The organism is Paenibacillus sp. S28, assembly GCF_016624415.1.
Classification (GTDB): Bacteria; Bacillota; Bacilli; order Paenibacillales; family Paenibacillaceae; genus Paenibacillus_AQ; species Paenibacillus_AQ favisporus.
Map to the genome: position 1 here is coordinate 78,094 of NZ_JACVTM010000017.1, position 17,613 is coordinate 95,706.

General features: G+C 57.3%; 14 protein-coding genes. 11 read left to right on the forward strand and 3 right to left on the reverse strand.

The features are described 5' to 3' along the window. Positions 1-70: 70 nt before the first annotated feature. The 3 genes from IAE55_RS28165 to IAE55_RS28175 all read left to right on the forward strand — a co-directional run bounded on the left by IAE55_RS28165 (position 71) and on the right by IAE55_RS28175 (position 4,881). Entirely contained in the window at positions 71-922 is an 852-nt protein-coding gene (locus tag IAE55_RS28165; RefSeq protein WP_145158868.1) for a sugar phosphate isomerase/epimerase family protein, read from the forward strand. A gap of 203 nt (positions 923-1,125) precedes the next feature. Next, a complete protein-coding gene (locus IAE55_RS28170) occupies positions 1,126-4,170 on the forward strand; it encodes an alpha-mannosidase (protein ID WP_145158870.1) in 3,045 nt (1,014 codons plus the stop codon). Positions 4,171-4,212: 42 nt separating this feature from the next. After that, the gene (locus IAE55_RS28175; RefSeq protein ID WP_200634473.1) at positions 4,213-4,881 is read left to right on the forward strand and encodes an SGNH/GDSL hydrolase family protein; all 669 of its coding nucleotides are present in this window, start codon (positions 4,213-4,215) and stop codon (positions 4,879-4,881) included. Positions 4,882-5,424: 543 nt separating this feature from the next. On the opposite strand, the gene IAE55_RS28180 is transcribed toward IAE55_RS28175, so the two are convergent. The 3 genes from IAE55_RS28180 to IAE55_RS28190 all read right to left on the reverse strand — a co-directional run bounded on the left by IAE55_RS28180 (position 5,425) and on the right by IAE55_RS28190 (position 8,301). Next, positions 5,425-7,011 (reverse strand): PucR family transcriptional regulator, encoded by a 1,587-nt coding sequence (locus IAE55_RS28180; protein ID WP_200634474.1) that lies wholly within the window; start codon positions 7,009-7,011, stop codon positions 5,425-5,427. A 170-nt stretch (positions 7,012-7,181) separates the two neighbouring features. Then, complete coding sequence (locus IAE55_RS28185) at positions 7,182-7,718, reverse strand: chromate transporter (RefSeq protein WP_200634475.1); 537 nt, start codon at positions 7,716-7,718, stop codon at positions 7,182-7,184. Beyond that, on the reverse strand, positions 7,702-8,301 hold the full coding sequence (locus tag IAE55_RS28190; protein WP_105442284.1) for a chromate transporter: 600 nt from the start codon (positions 8,299-8,301) through the stop codon (positions 7,702-7,704). The genes IAE55_RS28185 and IAE55_RS28190 overlap by 17 nt, the downstream gene beginning before the upstream one ends. Positions 8,302-8,569: 268 nt before the next feature. On the opposite strand from IAE55_RS28190, the gene ggt reads away from it, so the two are divergent. The 8 genes from ggt to IAE55_RS28230 all read left to right on the forward strand — a co-directional run bounded on the left by ggt (position 8,570) and on the right by IAE55_RS28230 (position 17,612). Beyond that, positions 8,570-10,150, forward strand: a complete 1,581-nt coding sequence (gene ggt / locus IAE55_RS28195; RefSeq protein ID WP_200634476.1) for a gamma-glutamyltransferase — start codon at positions 8,570-8,572, stop codon at positions 10,148-10,150. A gap of 189 nt (positions 10,151-10,339) precedes the next feature. After that, positions 10,340-12,019 carry a CocE/NonD family hydrolase gene (locus tag IAE55_RS28200; RefSeq protein ID WP_200634477.1) on the forward strand — a complete coding sequence of 560 codons (1,680 nt, stop codon included), beginning with the start codon at positions 10,340-10,342 and terminating at the stop codon, positions 12,017-12,019. A 170-nt stretch (positions 12,020-12,189) separates the two neighbouring features. Beyond that, complete coding sequence (locus IAE55_RS28205; protein WP_200634478.1) at positions 12,190-13,557, forward strand: amidohydrolase family protein; 1,368 nt, start codon at positions 12,190-12,192, stop codon at positions 13,555-13,557. A gap of 53 nt (positions 13,558-13,610) precedes the next feature. Further along, positions 13,611-14,315: an NAD(P)H-dependent oxidoreductase gene (locus IAE55_RS28210; RefSeq protein WP_200634479.1), complete on the forward strand. Its 705-nt coding sequence runs from the start codon at positions 13,611-13,613 to the stop codon at positions 14,313-14,315. Between the two features lie 231 nt (positions 14,316-14,546). Continuing rightward, a complete protein-coding gene (locus IAE55_RS28215; protein ID WP_145158886.1) occupies positions 14,547-15,359 on the forward strand; it encodes an ABC transporter ATP-binding protein in 813 nt (270 codons plus the stop codon). Between the two features lie 91 nt (positions 15,360-15,450). Next, positions 15,451-16,329 carry an ABC transporter permease gene (locus IAE55_RS28220; RefSeq protein WP_200634480.1) on the forward strand — a complete coding sequence of 293 codons (879 nt, stop codon included), beginning with the start codon at positions 15,451-15,453 and terminating at the stop codon, positions 16,327-16,329. Between the two features lie 51 nt (positions 16,330-16,380). Next, positions 16,381-17,163 carry a cysteine hydrolase family protein gene (locus tag IAE55_RS28225; protein ID WP_200634481.1) on the forward strand — a complete coding sequence of 261 codons (783 nt, stop codon included), beginning with the start codon at positions 16,381-16,383 and terminating at the stop codon, positions 17,161-17,163. Then, the gene (locus IAE55_RS28230; RefSeq protein ID WP_234489932.1) at positions 17,160-17,612 is read left to right on the forward strand and encodes a cupin domain-containing protein; all 453 of its coding nucleotides are present in this window, start codon (positions 17,160-17,162) and stop codon (positions 17,610-17,612) included. The genes IAE55_RS28225 and IAE55_RS28230 overlap by 4 nt, the downstream gene beginning before the upstream one ends. The last annotated feature ends 1 nt before the right edge of the window (position 17,613 follow it).

Sequence of the window (17,613 nt, forward strand, 5' to 3'; positions counted from 1 at the left end):
TCGCCGGGTTGCTCAGGCATATTGCAATGGGATGGAGATTTTTTTAAACAACAGTGAGGAGGAATATCACATGCTGAAGGGATTGACGCTTGCCGGTTTGGGAGCAGTCGAAAGTGAAGAGAGGTTCATCGAATTGGCGGGTGAGGGCGGTTTTCAAGCGGTTGACATCGATGCCCGGGGATTGATCGAGCAATTGGGAACAGAGGGGGCTGCGGCCGAGCTTGAGCGGCACGGAGTCGTCATCGGCGCGATCGGCCTGCCTGTGGAATGGAGGGCGGGCGAGGATGAGTTCCTCGCCGGGCTTCCCGGCCTGACGGAAGCGGCTGCCGCGGCCCGGGCGCTGGGATGTACGCGCTGCTGCACGTACATTCTGCCATCGACCGACGCTAAACCGGCGCACTTCATGGCGGTCGCCACCCGGCGCCTCCGCACCTGCGCCCAAATCCTCGGCGCCTATGGCATTAGGCTCGGACTGGAATTCGTCGGTCCGCATCATCTGCGGACGGCGTGGAAATACCCTTTTATCTGGACGATGGAAGAGACGCTGGACTGGGTCGAAGCGATCGGCGAGCCGAATGTCGGCCTGCTGCTGGATGCGTATCATTGGTATACGAACGGTCTCTCCGTAGACGACATCGAGCGGCTGCAGCCGCAGCAGATCGTTCATGTGCATATCAACGACGCACCGGATCTGCCGGTCGATGCCGTGCTGGATAACGGGCGTCTGTATCCTGGGGAAGGCGTCATCGACCTGAAGGGCTTTTTAAGAGGGCTGCAGCGCATCGGATATGACGGTATCGTATCGCAGGAAGTGCTGACGCCTGTCATGCCGGAGGACACGCCGGAACAGCTGGTTCGCCGTTCCAAATCCGGGTTCGATCGCGTATTCTCCGCTGCCGGAATCGGTGCGGGAGGCAAATAAGTCCGATGGAGCGGGCGTAACATCGTATTTTGTACACGGATACCACGGCGGGATTAAGGGGCATATGCCCCTTGGATCCTGGGCGGACGTGATCCGGCCGTCCTCTCGTGTGAACCTGTCGCTGCAGCAGCATGGTCTCGCCACGCTCCGGTACAGCGGCATCCGCTGCAACCCAGATCAATTCATAGGATGTGATCCGTCATTTGGATAAGAGAAAAGAGATTCTATACCATGTTGAGAAGCTGCTGAAGGATAAAAACCGTTACATTTATACGGTGGTCTCGCCGGTCGATTTTACCTGCTTTGTCACGAAGGAGCGGCTATCCTGCGAAGAAATAGAGAGTAACCGATTTGAGGCGATCGAGCCGGGCGACCGGTGGGGCGGAGACTGGATGTATGCATGGCTTCGCTCATCGGTTACCGCTCCCATGGAAGCCGAGGGCAAACGCTTGGTCATCCGGGCTGATTTCGGTTCGGAGGCGACGGTCTACGTGAACGGAATCGTACGGGGAGCGCTGGATCTTCAGCACCATGATGTGACGTTGACACGCAGCGCTAAGGCCGGCGAGCGGTTTGAAGTCGCTGCCGAGGCGTATGCCGGCCATTCGGGCATCCAGCCGGTGCTTGGGGAATCGCAGCTTTGCTTTTTTGAAGAGGAAATCTATCAATTTTATATCGATTTGGAATGTTTGGTTCAAGTCAGAAATCATATCGATCCGGATTCGCTGCGCGCGGCGGAAATCGACCGCGGGCTGACGGAGGTCGTCCGGACGATCGACTGGGGGCTTGCGAAGGATGCGCTGACGGATAACGTTCGCAATTGCCGGCAGCGGATGGCGCCGCTCCTGGAATGCGTAAACGGATCGACGGCGCCTTTGCTGTACCTCATGGGGCAGTCCCATCTCGATATCGCCTGGTTGTGGCCGATGGAGGAAACAAAGCGGAAAATCGCCCGGACGATGTCCAATCAGCTTGCCCTCATGGAGGAGTATCCCGATTACCGCTACGTCCAGAGCCAGCCGTACTTGTTCCAGCTTGCCAAGGACCTGTATCCCGAGTTGTACGCACGCATCCAACAAGCGGTGGAGGAAGGACGGATCATTCCGGAAGGCGGCATGTGGGTGGAATCCGATACGAATCTGCCCGGCGGGGAGAGCCTGATCCGGCAAATACTGCACGGCAAGCGCTTTTTCAAGGAGGAGTTCGGCAAGGAAAACGAAATGCTGTGGCTTCCCGACGTGTTCGGATACTCCGGCAACATGCCGCAAATTATGAAGGGCTGCGGACTCCGGTATTTTGCTTCCGTGAAAATGTTCCAGACGTACGAGAATGTGTCGGACCCGTTTCCGTACAATACCTTTCTTTGGGAAGGGATCGACGGCTCGCAGGTGCTGACCCATCTGCTGGATTATGGCGATTTTCCGATTCGGGTCAATCCATCGTTTCTTATCCGGCAATGGAATAATCGGGTGCAGAAGGACGGCATTGCGACAAGACTCGTACAGTTCGGCCACGGCGACGGCGGGGGAGGGGCGAACCGGGACGACTTGGAATTCCTCCGCCGGCTTGAAAATTTGGAGGGTGTGCCGCGTACGGTGCACGGCTCACCGATCGACTATTTTGAGGATCAGATCGAAAGAGGTGTTCCGGATGCCAAATATGTCGGGGAGCTGTACTATCCGGCGCACCGGGGAACCTATACGACGCAGGCTCAGATTAAGCGGTTAAACCGGAAGGCGGAGGTCGGGCTTCACGAGGCTGAAATGTGGGGTGCCGCCGCCAGCCTGCTTCAGCGCCGGGCCTATCCGTACGAGGAGATGGACCGGTTGTGGAAGAAGCTGCTGCTGCATCAGTTCCATGATATTTTGCCGGGCACGTCCATTCACCGCGTCCATGAGGAAGCGCAGGCAGAGCTGACGGAATTGAAAGGGCTCATCGATGCGATGGCTTCCGGCGCAAGAGAGGTGCTTGCGGGTAGCGGACGTTCCGGTGTTACGGTGTTTAACTCGCTCTCCTGGGCAAGGAAAGAGCTGGTTGCCCTGCCCGAAGGCGTAGAAGGTATCGCGGACCTGGACGGAAAAACGCTCCCTGTGCAGCGGCATGACGGCAATTGTTACACGGAAGTCGAAACGCCGTCTGCGGGATGGGCGGCATATACGGTTACTGCGGCAGACGTAACGCCGGAAGCGCCGGGACAAGCTGTCCTAACCGCTACAAAGTCGCATCTGGAGAACGAATACTTAGCCATTGGGATAAATGAATACGGCGAGATCGTCAGCATCCTGGACAAGGAAACCGGAACGGAATGGACGGCGGGACATTGCAACGCCATGAAGATGTACCGCGATCAGCCGTCGGCGTTTGATGCGTGGGAAATCGACCGCGGCTATCAGGCTGCTCCGGTCGAGTTGGATGAGAAGGCCGAAGTCTATGTCACCGCAGAGGGGCCCCTGTTTGCCAATATCCGCGTTGAGCGCATGCTTCATCGATCCAAATTAATTCAGGATATCCGGATCCGGGCCGGCAGCCGCCGCGTTGAGTTTCATACGACGGTAGATTGGCATGAGAAGAACAAAATGCTGCGGGTCGATTTTCCTGTACGTGTCCATGCGAACGAATCGTTACAGGAAATTCAGTTCGGTTACGTCAAACGGCCAAATCATGCTTCCAGGCCCCACGATGCCGACCGATTCGAAGTATGCCAGCATAAGTGGGCGGTGCTTGCGGAGACGAACCGCGGCTTTGCGCTGCTGAACGATTGCAAGTACGGGATCGCCGTGCAGGACAACACGATGAGCTTGACGCTGCTTCGTTCGCCGACGCATCCGGACGAAACGTCGGATCAGGGAACGCACAAGTTTACGTACGGATTCTTTGTATGGAACGGGTCATTTCTGGACAGTCCCGTCGTTCAGGAAGCGTATGAGCTGAACTATCCGGTAAGCCTCGTGCACGGCGGAAACCAGGTGGGTCATAAATCTTTCCTGCAATCGGATCAAGCCAGCGTAATTACAGAGACGGTCAAGCTTGCCGAAGACGGATCGGGAGACTGGATCATCCGGGCCTATGAATGCAAAGGTGCCACCGTATCATGCGGATTCACCTTTGACCTCCCTGTCAAAACAGCGTACGAAACCAATATGCTGGAGGAAGTGACGGCCGATCTGCCGGTTGCTGAAGGGAAGCTCAAGCTGGATTTCCGTCCTTTTGAAGTGAAAACGATTCGGCTTGTGCTGCTTGATGCGTAGAAGAGGGAGTAAAAGGAACAAAAGATGGGAGGAAGCGCGAAGATGAAGATGGACAAAGGACAGCGCCTGGTCATGATCGGCGATTCGATTACGGACTGCGAGCGTAAATTCCCTTACGGGGAAGGGTTGTTTCAAGGCGTAGGCAAAGGGTATGTGTCGCTCGTGGACACCTTGCTTCAGACGGCGTATCCAGAGCTGAACCTGCGGGTCACGAACATGGGAATCGGCGGCAACACGGTCAGGGATTTGAAAGAAAGGTGGCAGACGGACGTACTGGATCTGAAGCCGGATTGGCTGTCCATTATGATCGGCATCAACGACGTGTGGCGGCAGTTCGACCAGCCGGCGATTCAGGAATCGCATGTGCTGTTGGAAGAGTATGAGCACACTTTGACCGAATTGGCAGAGCAGGTTCGCCCGCGTTTGAAAGGGCTTGTCATCATGACTCCGTTTTATATCGAACGCAGCGCCGAGGACGGGATGAGACGGCGGATGGATGAGTACGGCCGGGCGGCCCACAGGGTTGCAGAACGTGTCGGAGCGCTATTCGTGGACACGCAAGCGGTGTTTGAGCCGATGTTGGGCTACGTGCACCCTACTGCAATCGCATCGGACCGGGTGCATCCGAGCCTGACCGGCCACATGCTGATCGCACGAGCATTCCTGCGGGCAATCGGCTTTGATTGGAAGCGTATGAGCGGTGAGGCTTGACTTCGATAACTGTCAGGATAGGAAAGAACAGATTCAGAATCAAGCATCTGCGAGTGATCAAAGCCCTCTGAGGTGTTAAAATAGCATTATATGAAAAATTCACAACAAATGCAGGTTTAGGGGCGAGCGTATTTCATACGCTTGCCTCTGCCTGCTTATATACTCCGGTTTATTTGTTGACGGCTAAAACGGTCATGATGCTTTTACACCGGTCACGAAGGAAGAATACGAAACAACGGGGACGTGCTCAGCCGCTTGATCCAACACATGAACGCAACGATCGCTGAGGACTAACCGGTTTAAATATATTAAAAAATCAATATATGAAAATTTCACAATAGTACACATTATCAAATTCGTATCTAGACCATACCTACCTGAACCATCATTTCTGCGGATCTATACCGGAAAAAAAGCGGCTTGCGCCTGACATTTACCGCCTTATCGCAAAAGCATCCTCCTGACCGGAGCGGCCGGTCTAAGAGGATGCTTTGTTGCGAATTTATAACGTGCTTGCTTGTTGGGCGGCGGACGGTCTTCCGTTTACGTCCGCAGCATATCCCGGAACATCAGGACCAGTTTCAGCCGCAGCAGGTGGTGATAATCCTTGAAGTCGACCTGAAGCAGCTCACTGATTTTCTCGAGCCGGTAGGCGGCGGTGTTACGGTGTATAAACAGCTGCTTGGCGGTTTCGTGGATCTGTCCGTTGTTCGACATGTACAGCTCCAGCGTTCGCAGCAGCTCTTGGGCGGAGTCGGGGGCTCGGTCCTGAAGCGGGGCCAATGCCATTTCGACGAACTGCCGCATTTTATGAACCGGGACGGATTGGAAAATATAAGAGATTTCCACGTTGGCAAACTCGACGACAAAAGCGTCCAGGTTGAGCCGGGAGGCCGTGTCGCGGGCGTTCTGGCATTCACGGTAAGCCGCTTCCAATTGATCGGGCCGGGTTTTGATATGGCTCACCGTCATGCGCAGATGCCTGCCGGCTTTGGCGGCAAGCTCGAAAAAGACACGTGTCAACAGCTGAGGCAGCTTGCCGGAGCTTCGCGGGAGCTCAGAAGGAAAGATCGAGAGAATGGTGTCCTCGAGTTGAAAATGCAAAGGTGATAAATCCTTGAGCATCGGATGATAATGGAATTCCTGCTTGACGCTCTTGAGCAGATGGTCGGTCCGGCCGGTGTATTCGGGATCGCATGTGGTAAGCACGCACTGGAAAGAACCGCTGCCGAAAGGGATGCCGTGGCTGGAAGCACAGGCAACGAGCGCTTCGGCGGAGACTTGCTGCTTGAGGTAGTTTTTCAGCATTGCCGCAAATTCGTTCTGGGTCGATTGGGTGAGATCGTTGCGTTCGACTGCGTTCAAATGGTAGCCGATAATTTCGGCCGCCTGATGGTACAGCCCTTCCTCCTCCTTCATCGGAATGCCGGGAGGAAGCCGGAAAATCGCCCGGCTGTTAAAATCATGCTCCTGGCCGGGGCTTTTCAAGGGCACGCACAGCAGTCTTCCCTGCTCACAGCGGAGCCACTGCGGCGTATCTTTGAGCTGGCGTTTTTTGAGCAGCTGCATTTCGTCTGTGGTCAGGGTGCTGAAAAGCGTTTGGCCGCGCATGCCGGTGACGGCCAGGGGCACGCCGAGAATCTCGCGGATCCGGTCAAACAGGCGGCCCGTATCAACAGGGGATAAGGCGAAGCGGATGAGCTCCTTTTGTTTGTCCAGGACGTTTTGCAGGAGGAGCGTGTTCTTTTGCAATTCGGCATTGAACAAGCCTTTCATTTGATCCGAGAACGTAAACGGAAAGGGAAGCTCGATGAGGGGAAAACCGAGGCGGTCTGCTTCCTGCAGCATTTCGTCGGGGACCGAAGCCCAGAACCGTCCAAGCTTGATCCCGATTCCCGCCGCCCCTTTGTCGACCAGCTTCTGCAGCAGGCGGACCCCATCCGCCGGATTGTCCTTGATCAAATAAGCCGTTGTGAACAAGATATCCCCTTCCCGGACCCAGTCCGAAATATCGGGTGCATCCATCACGTTGACCGATTTGACGATGCGGTTCAAACCGCTGCGGCCTGCGGTCAGTTTACCTTCAGAAAGCGGGTAAATGGTGAGTGCATCTTCGATGGTCAAATACATACAGTCATCATCCTTTCGCAACTGAACTCTGTCGAAACCCGAAACGTACAAGGTAAGCCCTTGGGGAAGGGCTGTACCGGATTGAATTCAATCATCAGGAAAGGCGGTTACTGCAACAGGGGATAGAATCGGACGGCCGTCCGGGTTCGCCAGGGCTACGGAGGGGAGGACTATCTTCCCAGAAAGATGCCTCCGTAAACAAAAGCGCCCACGATGACGAGCGCGGGATGAACTTTGCGGCGCTGCATCAGCCAGTACGAGATGAGGGCGATAGCGGCGAATTGGATCCAGCCGATGGAGAGTATCGACTCTTTGGAGCTTTGAATGGTGAGCTGCAGCATCATGACGGCGATGACAGGCTGCACGAGCAGCGTCATGCCCTTGACAGCCTGAGACTGCTTGTATTTCTGCAAAATTCGCATCAATACGATTAGGGCGACGGCGGACGGCACGACGGTGGCTGCTTCGGCGGCAAGCACCCCCATCCATCCGGCCGCATCATAGCCGACGTAAGCGGCGATCTTTGTCGCGATCGGTCCGGGGAGCGAATTGCCGAGAGCGAGCATGTTGGAAAATTCAGCGCCCGACAGCCAGTGGTAATGCGGCACGATCTCCCGGTACATGAGCGGGATGGAGGAGGGGCCGCCGCCGTAACCGAATACGTTGGCTAGAAAGAAGCCGATGAGGAGCTCAATCCATGTCTCCATGGCGGCGTTCCTCCTTCCGCTTGCGGTTTTCTTTCAGCTTGCCCATGACTTTAAAGTGTACCGAGCCGTAGGCCAGCGCGATCGCAATCAGGATCGCCGGGTGCAGCTGCACCCACTCGAGCAGGACAAACGCGATGACCCCGCAGGCGAGCGCCATATATTTGCCAAGGCCTTTGACTGCCTTTTCGCCGAACTCGTAACACATTTGACCCAGCATGACGGCCACGACCGGAACGACCGCTTCGATCATGCCATGGATGATGCGGGATGAGCTGAATACGTCGATAAAAGAGACTAGGGCGATCATCGCAACCGCAGTGGGTAGAATATGGGCGAGCAGGCCTACCAGCGCACCGAGCGTTCCTTTCAGGCGGTAGCCGAGATAGGCGGCCAACTTGGTCGCGATCGGACCGGGCAGTGTGTTGGCGATGGCCAGCACCTCCCCGAATTCCTCATCAGCCATCCACCTGTACCGGGAGACGGCCTCGTGCCGGATGAGGGGGACGGTCGACGGACCGCCGCCATACCCGAGAATTCCGGTCCGGAACATGGCGAGGGATAATTCTGCGTATGTTTTCAGCATGGTGCACTTCCTTCCTTGTCTTTCAACTGTTCTGACATTTCATCTCGGATTCGGGTAGGATGCGAGGGTCGCATTCTATAGGCAAAGCTCTGGCATCATGGGAAAGGGAGTTGGACCGTTTCCGAAGCTGGTGATCATCCGCGCGGCATTGATGTTATTTAAATTTACACTATAACGGTTTTCCCTCAGGATGAAAAGTAGTTATTGCCAAAAAATCCTGCTGCATGTTAATTTAGTTAACAATTTAAGGATGCAGGAGGGATGAGTGATGAGGCAGGCTTCAATCGGCACGAAAACGATGGTGGTCAGCCCCCATGCACTGGCATCGGCCGCGGGTGCCCGAATACTGGAAAAGGGCGGGAATGCCTTCGACGCTGCTGTTGCCGTCAGCAGTACCCTGGCGGTCGTGTATCCGCATATGACCGGGCTGGGCGGCGACTCTTTCTGGCTGTTGTACAGTCCCGGAGAGGGTGCAGTCCGGGGTTACAACGGAAGCGGTCGTTCGGGGTACAAGGCATCGCCGGAGGCATACGCCGGCGAGCAGGCCATCCCGACGCGGGGGATCCGCAGCGTACTGACCGTTCCAGGCATGGTGGACAGCTGGAGCGCCATTCTGCGGGAGTATGGTACCCTGCCGCTTGGGGACGTCCTTGAGCCGGCAATGACCTACGCCGGAGCGGGCTATCCGGTATCCCGCAGCCAGTACGCCAATACGAAGCTGTGCGCCGGACTGCTGGCAGCGAATCCCTATTCGACTGCAGCGTATTTGCGAGGCGGTGGTGTCCCGCCGGCAGGCACCCGCTGGATCCAAAGCGGCTTGGCCCAAAGTTTGCGCCGGATCGCGTCGAATGGCCGGGACGAATTTTACCGGGGCGGATTAGCCCGGGATATCACGTCATACATCCGGAAGTCCGGCGGGCTGCTGCTGGCGGACGATTTCGCCGATCATGAGGGCAATTGGGTTACACCGCTCACCGGTTCCTATCGCGATCTTGAGCTGTATCAGCTTCCTCCGAATTCGCAAGGGTTTACGGGCATCGTGATCGCGCAAATGCTCGAACATTTTGATTTTAACAGTATTCCGCACGGTTCGGTAGCATTTTACCACGTACTGGTCGAGGCGGTGAAGCTGGCTTTCCGCGACCGCAACCTCGAGCTCACCGATCCGGATTTCCGAAATATTCCGGTGGATCGCTTTCTGGATAAGGGCTACTGCATGGAATTGGCGGGACGCATAAGCCGCGATTCGGCCGCTCCGCTCACCGCCGAACCGCTCGGCAGCGATACGGCGTATGCCGCTGTAGTGGACGGGGACGGCAATGCCGTTTCTTTTATCCAAAGTCTGTACTTTGAATTTGGATCGGGCGTGACGGCTGGGGAAACGGGCATTCTGCTGCAGAACCGCGGCTCGTTTTTCTCCCTGGACGAGTCTTCCGCCAACCGGCTTGAACCGCGGAAACGGACTTTTCATACCCTGATGCCTGCCCTTGCGCTCAAGGACCAGAAGCCTTATTTGCTCTACGGCTCGATGGGAGGAGAAGGACAGCCGCAGACGCAGACGGCGCTTCTGACCCGGATCGTCGATTACCGAATGGACCCTCAGGAAGCGATTAACGAACCTCGCTGGGTGTGGGGAAGGACATGGGGCGAAGCCTCCACGGAACTGAAGATGGAAGCCAGGGTGGGGGAGCAGGTGCTCGGCGGGCTGGCCGCCATGGGGCATGAGGTTCGAAAGATCGGCGACTGGGATGCCTTAACCGGGCATGCGCAGGCGATCCTTCTGGATGCTCACGGTTTTCGGATCGGCGGCTCGGACCCCCGCTCCGACGGAGCGGCGATCGGCTGGTAGTTCTCCATCTCATAAAGAAGTTATGAAATATGACATAAATTAACGGGTTCCTTGTGGCCGATGTCCAAACATCGGCCTATTTATTGTGCTTCGTCACAAAGATGCCTTCTGAACCGTTGTAGACTCCTGTATTGTCTGTTATAAAATGTAACATCTAACGAAAAACAGGATCGCACTGGGGGGACAGCCGTGGAATTCGGACATGTGAAAGTGGAGAGGAAAGCAGCCTGCGTCATGCGGGACGGCATCACGCTGTATGCCGACGTTTACCGTCCGGCGGAGGAAGGAACATACCCGGTACTGCTGATGCGGCAGCCGTACGGCCGGAAAATCGCCTCAACGGTTACATACGCCCATCCCGTTTGGTATGCTGCGCGAGGGTATATCGTCGTTATTCAGGACGTACGGGGGCGCGGGGATTCGGAGGGAGAGTTCACGCCATTCGTGAGCGAAGCCGAAGACGGCTATGATACGGTCGAATGGGCCGCCGGGTTGGAAGGGGCCAGCGGAAAGGTCGGCATGTACGGCTTTTCCTACCAGGGAGCGACGCAGTGGGCTGCCGCTTCGCAGCATCCGCCGCATTTGGCTGCCATCGCGCCTGCGATGACTGCGGCCGACCTGTACCACGGCTGGATGTACACATTCGGCAGCTTCGATCTGCAGAGCTGCCTGCCCTGGGCCTATCAGCTGGCCAGGGATACGGCGAGAAGGAAGGGCGACACGGAAGCCGAAGTGGCGTGTTCGCGCGTGATGAGCGATCCTTCCGGTGTGCTGGCCCAACTGCCATTGGCGCAGGGGCACCCGCTGCTCGAAGCGTACCTCCCCGCTTATTTCGATTGGTTGGACCATCCCGCTTATGATGAGTATTGGTCCCGGCTGAACTGGCTGGACGCCTTCAAGGAACAGCCGGTTCCGGCGCTGCATATCGCGGGCTGGTACGATTTTCTGCTGGAAGGTACGCTTCAGTCTTACAATGCACTGCAAGCACAGGAGAGCAGGCCGGACTGCTTCCACCGTTTGGTGGTCGGGCCATGGACGCATATTCCGTGGGGCCGTAAAGCAGGCGGAACGGACTACGGACCGAAGGCGGACGGCAATATCCACCTGGAACAGCTGGCCTGGTTCGACTATTGGCTGAAGGGCGAAGGCGGATCAGCCCTGAAGGAGCGGAAGCCGGTCCGTTATTATGAAGCCGGCAGCGGCGTTTGGGTCGAAGCCGAAGCGTATCCGGCCGGAGCGGAGGGCGACAGCCGGTGGTATTTAACCGGAACGCAGCTGCCTGCGAACGGGGCTTCCGGCGGCGGTCGGCTCGCTGCGGTCGCAGGCGCGGAGCCCGGCCGGGCGGCGGACGTGTTCGTCTACGACGCGCGCCTGCCGATGCCGCTTCGCTCGGTGCTGCCGCAGGACCGGAGCGCCCAGCAGGACCGCTTCGAAATCCTGGTGTATACCGGGGAGCCTGTCGGCGCGCCGCTGCGGATCCTCGGCGCACCGGAGGTAACCGTCTCCTGCCAGGTGATGGACGGTCCTACCGACCTTACGGCCGTCCTCACGCAGGTCACACCAGCGGGCGAAGCGAGGTTTCTGTCCGTGGGGCGCACGGAGATCGGCGCATCCGGCGGCATCAGCGGTTGGGAGACGGCGACGATCCGGATGCGGCAGCTGGCCGCCGAGCTCCCGGTCGGTTCGATGCTCCGGCTGGAGCTGAGCGGCAGCGCATACCCGCTGCTGCTTCGCCACCCCAACGGCATTCCGCTGCAGGAAGCCGCACGCCAAGGGCCGGATGCGCTGCAGATTGCCACAGTGGCGGTGGATGCCAGTGGAGACGCCTCGTGGCTTCAGCTGCCGATTCTTGGTGACACCTCGGAATAAAGCGGATTATGAAATGAACCATTGCGTGACAGCGGAGCGGGAGCCTGAATTCAAACGCTTATTGCCCAGCCGGGTCGATCGAATACGTCCTTTATGTCCTCAGAGCCTGGCGCACGAGTGTGCAGAAGTAGAAAACATAAATACCGACGGATAAAAGGAGTGGGATTGATATGGAACAAGAAGTGGTGATCTTCAACGCCTCCCTGCCGCTGCAATCGGAGGAGACGCTGTACACACTGGCCATCGGCGGCGGAAAGTGGACGTCAGTGACGGCCCAAACCGGTGAAGTGGAGGCTCCTGAAGCGGTGTGCCTGGACAAATGGGACGGATCCTCTGCGGATGCGCGGCTGCTGCTCGACGCAAAGGGAAAAATCGTTCTGCCGGGTTTCGCGGATGCCCATATGCATCTGGATAAAGCTTTTTCGCTCCCGCAGGTCGGGAATGTCTCCGGCACGCTTGGCGAAGCGGTCGTCAATTACGCCGCAGCCGCCCCGAGGTTTTCCAAGGAGGAGATCAAAGCACGCATCATGCGCTCGGCGCTGCAGTCCATTTCTTACGGAACGGTGGTGCTGCGCAGCCATCTTGATTTTCACGTCAAGCATGGAAAAGACGTCGCGATGCGCACCATCGAAGCTGCGCTTGAAGTCAAAGAGGAGCTGAAGCCGTATGCAGAGCTGCAGCTGTTCCCGCTGCTCCCTTATTTTGAGCTCAGTGAAGCGGCGCTGGATACGGCCGAGGAATCGGTTGCGATGGGCGTGACGGGATTGGGCGGTGCCCCTCATCTTTCCCCCAACCCGGAACCCGACATCGACAGGCTGTTCGCCTTGGCCGATAAGCTGGGCTGCCCGGTTGATCTGCATACGGACGAGAGCGACGATCCGAACCAGCGGACGGCAATCCATATCGCCCGACGCGCGATGGAATACGGCTGGAGGGGAAAGGTCACGGCAGGGCACTTATGCTCCTTAGCCGCCATGAAGGACGAGGATGCCGCCATGATCATTGGACTTATGGCCGAGGCAGGCATGGGCGCCGTTACTCTTCCCGGCGCGAATCTGTACCTGCAGGGCCGGCATGACGCCTTCCCGGTGCGCAGGGGGGTCACCCGAGTCAAGGAGCTGCTGGCGGCCGGCATTCCGCTGGCGGCGGCTTCAGACAATATGCATGACCCGTTTCATCCGTTCGGAAGGGGGGACCTGCTGCTGATCGGCCTGGTTACTGCCTATGCCGCTCATATGGGCAGTCCTGCCGAGATGCGCGAAGTGCTGCGGATGATCACCGAGTACCCGGCCAGTGTAACGGGCGCAGACGGTTACGGCATCCTGCCGGGGAACCCGGCCCATTTTGTGGCGCTTGACGCCAGGACGCCGGAGGAACTGCTGACCATGCTGCCGGAACGCCGCTGGGTATGGCGCGGCGGCACCTGTCTGAAAGCAGCCCCGGCGAAGGAGAAATGGAGCTCCGCATTGTTACAGGGCTATTGGGAAGACTCGTGCGAACGAGTCGACTTTGTCCAGAAACGTGCGCTCACGCTATGATTCTCCGTTTGAAGGCATGCACCGTATCCACCATGCAATGAGGAGGTATGAGGATGAGCCGCACATTGGTGCTTTATTACAGCGCATACGGCCATGTCTTGGACATGGCGCGGGCGGCCGCTGATGGTGCGCGCAGGGCGGGAGCCGATGTCCGCATCTGCCGCATTCCAGAGCTGGAATCAGAGCGTAACCGGACCCCTTATCAGGATAAGCACTGCAACGGGGAGCCAGGCGAAACTTCGCAGCTGAAGACCCGTTTTAAGACGGTTGACCGCTTCGCCAAATACGAAGAAACAATGCGCCGGCAGCAGGACATACCGGTGGCCACGAACGAAGATTTAAGATGGGCGGACGGCATCGTCTGGGGATTTCCGACGTATTACGGCTCTATGCCCGCGCAGGTCAAACTGTTTCTGGAATTTGCCGGGGACCTGTGCGCCGACGGGAGCCTGGAAGGCAAACCGGCGGGTCTGCTGACGAGCACCGGATCGATCCATACCGGGCACGAAGCGAATGTGCTGACGTCGATGGTGCCGCTGTTTCATTTTGGCATGATCATGGTCGGGCTGCCCTATTCCGAAAATCCGGAATACTTGACCGCCGATCCGATCGGCTGCTCTCCTTATGGAGCTTCCACATTGGCGGGTCCTGACAGCAGCCTCAAGCCGGATGAACGCGAACTGGTAATGGCCGGCCGGCTCGGACGGCGCGTGGCGCTGTGCGCGGAGGCCCTGAAGGCCCAAAGTTTTTTGAAATAACCGGTAACGGCAGAGGGTGGCATCGATCGCCGAGGTATTGCATGAAAGTCCGGATGAATTCCGGGCTTTTTTTGTGTTAGATAACATGACATTAATGATCATCCTTTTCGTAAATGAACCCAAAAGAAATACGTTTTATTGTAATTAACCACAAAAACAACGGATATTCATTGAGCAGCATAGGCGTAGATGTTATTTATTATTACATAAAGGATTGGAGGAGGGCTGGAAATGTATACAGCACAGCAAACCGCAGCAAATCCGCAGCCGCCCGGAAGTCCCGGCGCTCCCGAGCTTTTGGTCGGCATGGACCAGATCGGCAAGGTATACCCGAATGGAACGGTTGCCGTTCAGCAGGTTAATCTGCGAGCGGGGGAGGGTGAATTCCTCTGTTTTGTCGGACCGTCGGGATGCGGAAAATCGACCATGTTTAACATGATAGCCGGCTTGACCGAGCCGTCGACCGGCCAGCTATCGGTCCTCGGTACGACGCCCCGCGAAGCGCGGAAGCAGAACGAAATCGCTTTTGTATTCCAGGAGCACACCTTGCTGCCTTGGGCAAAGCTTCTGGACAACGTGACGATGCCGCTTACCCTCCGCGGCGTTCCGAAAAAGGCTCGCAACGAAGAAGGCGAACGCGTGCTGGAGTTGGTTGGGCTCAAGGATTACCGGAAAGTACTGCCGAGACAGCTCTCGGGAGGCATGAAGATGCGGGCGTCGATCGCCCGTGCGCTCATAGCCCGGCCGAAGCTGCTGCTGATGGACGAACCGTTCGGCGCGCTGGACGAAATCACCCGCCAGACTCTGCAGGATGAACTGCTGGGCATTTGGCGCCAGGATCAGAAGATGACCGTGCTTTTCATTACCCATAACGTGTTCGAAGCGGTGTTTCTATCAACCCGGGTTGTCGTCATGACGCCGCGGCCGGGGAAGATTTCCGATATCGTGCCGATTGAGGCGCCGTATCCGCGTACGGATGAATTCCGGACCACGTCCGAGTTCGGCAAGTATGTGCGCAGCATAACCGAAGTGCTGAATCACTGAGGCTCGCAGAAGCCGGTGCTTGCTTTCCTGGATAATAGGAAATTTAGAAGTGTATGGAAACATGCCACTTACGAAAGGAGTCGTTGAGGTCATGGAAAAAGCAGCAGTGAGCGCGGTTACCGATGCGGCGAAACAGGCTTCGCCGGCCGCGCCTATGGTCAGAAGGAGTGTCGGCAGCGGCAGCCACGTCTGGGGGGAAATTGTGTCTCGGGTCGTACCGCCGCTTAGCGTATTCGTCTTCGTCGTCTTTGTATGGGAAATGGTGCTGCGGCTGACCGGCACCGCAGAGTATTTGCTGCCCAAGCCGTCCGATATCGTTCAAGCGGTGTCGGAGAACGGTCACAATCTGGTGGTGTCGGTGAGCACGACCATCATGGAGGCGGTCTTGGGATTTGCCCTTAGCGCCATTCTCGGCGTGGCTGTTGCCATTTTGCTTGCGCTGTCCAAAACGGTCGAACGGAGCGTGTACCCTTACGCGATCATTTTGCAGACGATCCCGATCGTGGCGATTGCGCCCATCATCGTCATCTGGTTTGGGGCCGGTATGAACGCCATCGTTATTATCGCCTTTCTGATCAGTTTCTTTCCGATTTTGTCCAATACGCTGATCGGGCTAGACTCGACCGAGCAGAACATGAAGAATCTGTTCTATCTGTACAACGCCACGAAGATGCAGACGATCTGGAGGCTCAGACTCCCGGCAGCGCTGCCCTACATTTTGGCCGGCTTCAAAATCTCCTGCTCCCTGTCGGTCGTCGGGGCCATCGTCGGCGAGTATATCGCTGGCATCGGCGGGCTGAACGGCGGGCTCGGTTACGCGATTACGGTCGCGGCGACCCGGATGCAGACGGCGTATTTGTTCGCCTGCGGCTTGTCGGCCGCCGTGGTCGGCATCGTCTTTTTCCTGCTGATCAATGCCCTGTCGAACCGGCTTCTGCGTTCCTGGCATGACTCGGCCATCGCCGGCTAACTGCATCCGCCAAGCCGAGCGGCAAGTTTGCAACAAAGGAGGGGAGTTCCCATGCACAAATTGGGGAATTCGAAAAATTACTGGAACGTGTCGGAGGAGCTGGCCGATTTGTCCAGGAGCGATCCCAAACCGCTCGTCACCGTGACCCTGCCGGCGCTGCCGCAGCGGATCACGCTGGATCTCGCCAAAACTGCCGTCATCATCATTGATATGCAGAACGATTTTTGCAGCCCGGGCGGGTGGTTGGACTCTATCGGAGTCAATACCGCCCCGCTGTTGGCTCCCGCCAAGCCGCTTCAGAGGCTGCTTCCGGTCCTTCGCGAACAGGGGGTTCCGGTGCTGTGGGTCAACTGGGGCAATCGGGAGGACCGGATGAACTTAAGCCCTTCGGTGCTCCACGTATATAATCCGGACGGTGTCAGCCATGGGATCGGCAGCCCGCTGCCGGATACGGGCTCGAAGGTGCTGGAACAGGGGAGCTGGGGAGCGGCGCTGATTGATCGGATGGTACCGGAGCCCGGGGATATCCGGGTGGATAAATACCGTATCAGCGGTTTTTGGGATACGCCGCTGGACAGCATTCTCCGCAATTTGGACGTGAAGACGCTGCTGTTTGCCGGCGTCAACCTTGACCAGTGCGTGATGCATACGCTTCAGGACGCCGTTTGCCTCGGATACGACGCCATTCTGCTGGAAGACTGCTGCGCGACAAGTTCTCCGGCTTACTGCACGGAGGCTGCCTTATACAATATCAAACAGTGCTATGGCTTTGTTGCTGGTTCCGAGGATCTGCTGCAGGCCTGCACACGAAAAGAAAGGGATGAATTGATATGATCGATGGTCTGGTTCTGGGGCATTTCGAGCAATGCGAGGTACGCAAAATTTCAAGCAAGGATTCCAACAAGTTTGTCATGCTGTGCGACGGAGCGCAGGTGCCGTTCGTGTCCGTTGTGGAAATTTTCGACGCCGGCGGACAGACGCCGCCGAACGAGCACAGCGGAGCGTATGAGTATTTTTACGTGCTGGCCGGAGAAGGCATTGCCATCGTAGGCGATATGGAAACCGGGATTCGCACAGGATCGTTTTTCGTCGTTCCGCCCGGCAACAACCATCAGGTCAAAAATACCGGTGAGGGCAGGCTCTATGTTCTTACGACCATGGTGCCCGACGAGAAGTTTTCCGATTTGATCAAGTCAGGTCCGGTTGCAAGCCTGGACGAGGAGGATTTGGCGGTGCTGCGCGGAGCGGCTCTCCCGGGAGCGGCCGCTCCCGCGAACTCATAAC

What these genes read in the sequence shown, in the direction of transcription:
- IAE55_RS28165 (WP_145158868.1), top strand. Translation starts at nt 71, where the DNA reads ATGCTGAAGGGATTGACGCTTGCCGGTTTGGGAGCAGTCGAAAGTGAA.
- IAE55_RS28175 (WP_200634473.1), top strand. Translation starts at nt 4,213, where the DNA reads ATGAAGATGGACAAAGGACAGCGCCTGGTCATGATCGGCGATTCGATT.
- IAE55_RS28180 (WP_200634474.1), bottom strand. Translation starts at nt 7,011, where the DNA reads ATGTATTTGACCATCGAAGATGCACTCACCATTTACCCGCTTTCTGAA.
- IAE55_RS28185 (WP_200634475.1), bottom strand. Translation starts at nt 7,718, where the DNA reads ATGGAGACATGGATTGAGCTCCTCATCGGCTTCTTTCTAGCCAACGTA.
- IAE55_RS28190 (WP_105442284.1), bottom strand. Translation starts at nt 8,301, where the DNA reads ATGCTGAAAACATACGCAGAATTATCCCTCGCCATGTTCCGGACCGGA.
- ggt (WP_200634476.1), top strand. Translation starts at nt 8,570, where the DNA reads ATGAGGCAGGCTTCAATCGGCACGAAAACGATGGTGGTCAGCCCCCAT.
- IAE55_RS28205 (WP_200634478.1), top strand. Translation starts at nt 12,190, where the DNA reads ATGGAACAAGAAGTGGTGATCTTCAACGCCTCCCTGCCGCTGCAATCG.
- IAE55_RS28210 (WP_200634479.1), top strand. Translation starts at nt 13,611, where the DNA reads ATGAGCCGCACATTGGTGCTTTATTACAGCGCATACGGCCATGTCTTG.
- IAE55_RS28215 (WP_145158886.1), top strand. Translation starts at nt 14,547, where the DNA reads ATGTATACAGCACAGCAAACCGCAGCAAATCCGCAGCCGCCCGGAAGT.
- IAE55_RS28220 (WP_200634480.1), top strand. Translation starts at nt 15,451, where the DNA reads ATGGAAAAAGCAGCAGTGAGCGCGGTTACCGATGCGGCGAAACAGGCT.
- IAE55_RS28225 (WP_200634481.1), top strand. Translation starts at nt 16,381, where the DNA reads ATGCACAAATTGGGGAATTCGAAAAATTACTGGAACGTGTCGGAGGAG.
- IAE55_RS28230 (WP_234489932.1), top strand. Translation starts at nt 17,160, where the DNA reads ATGATCGATGGTCTGGTTCTGGGGCATTTCGAGCAATGCGAGGTACGC.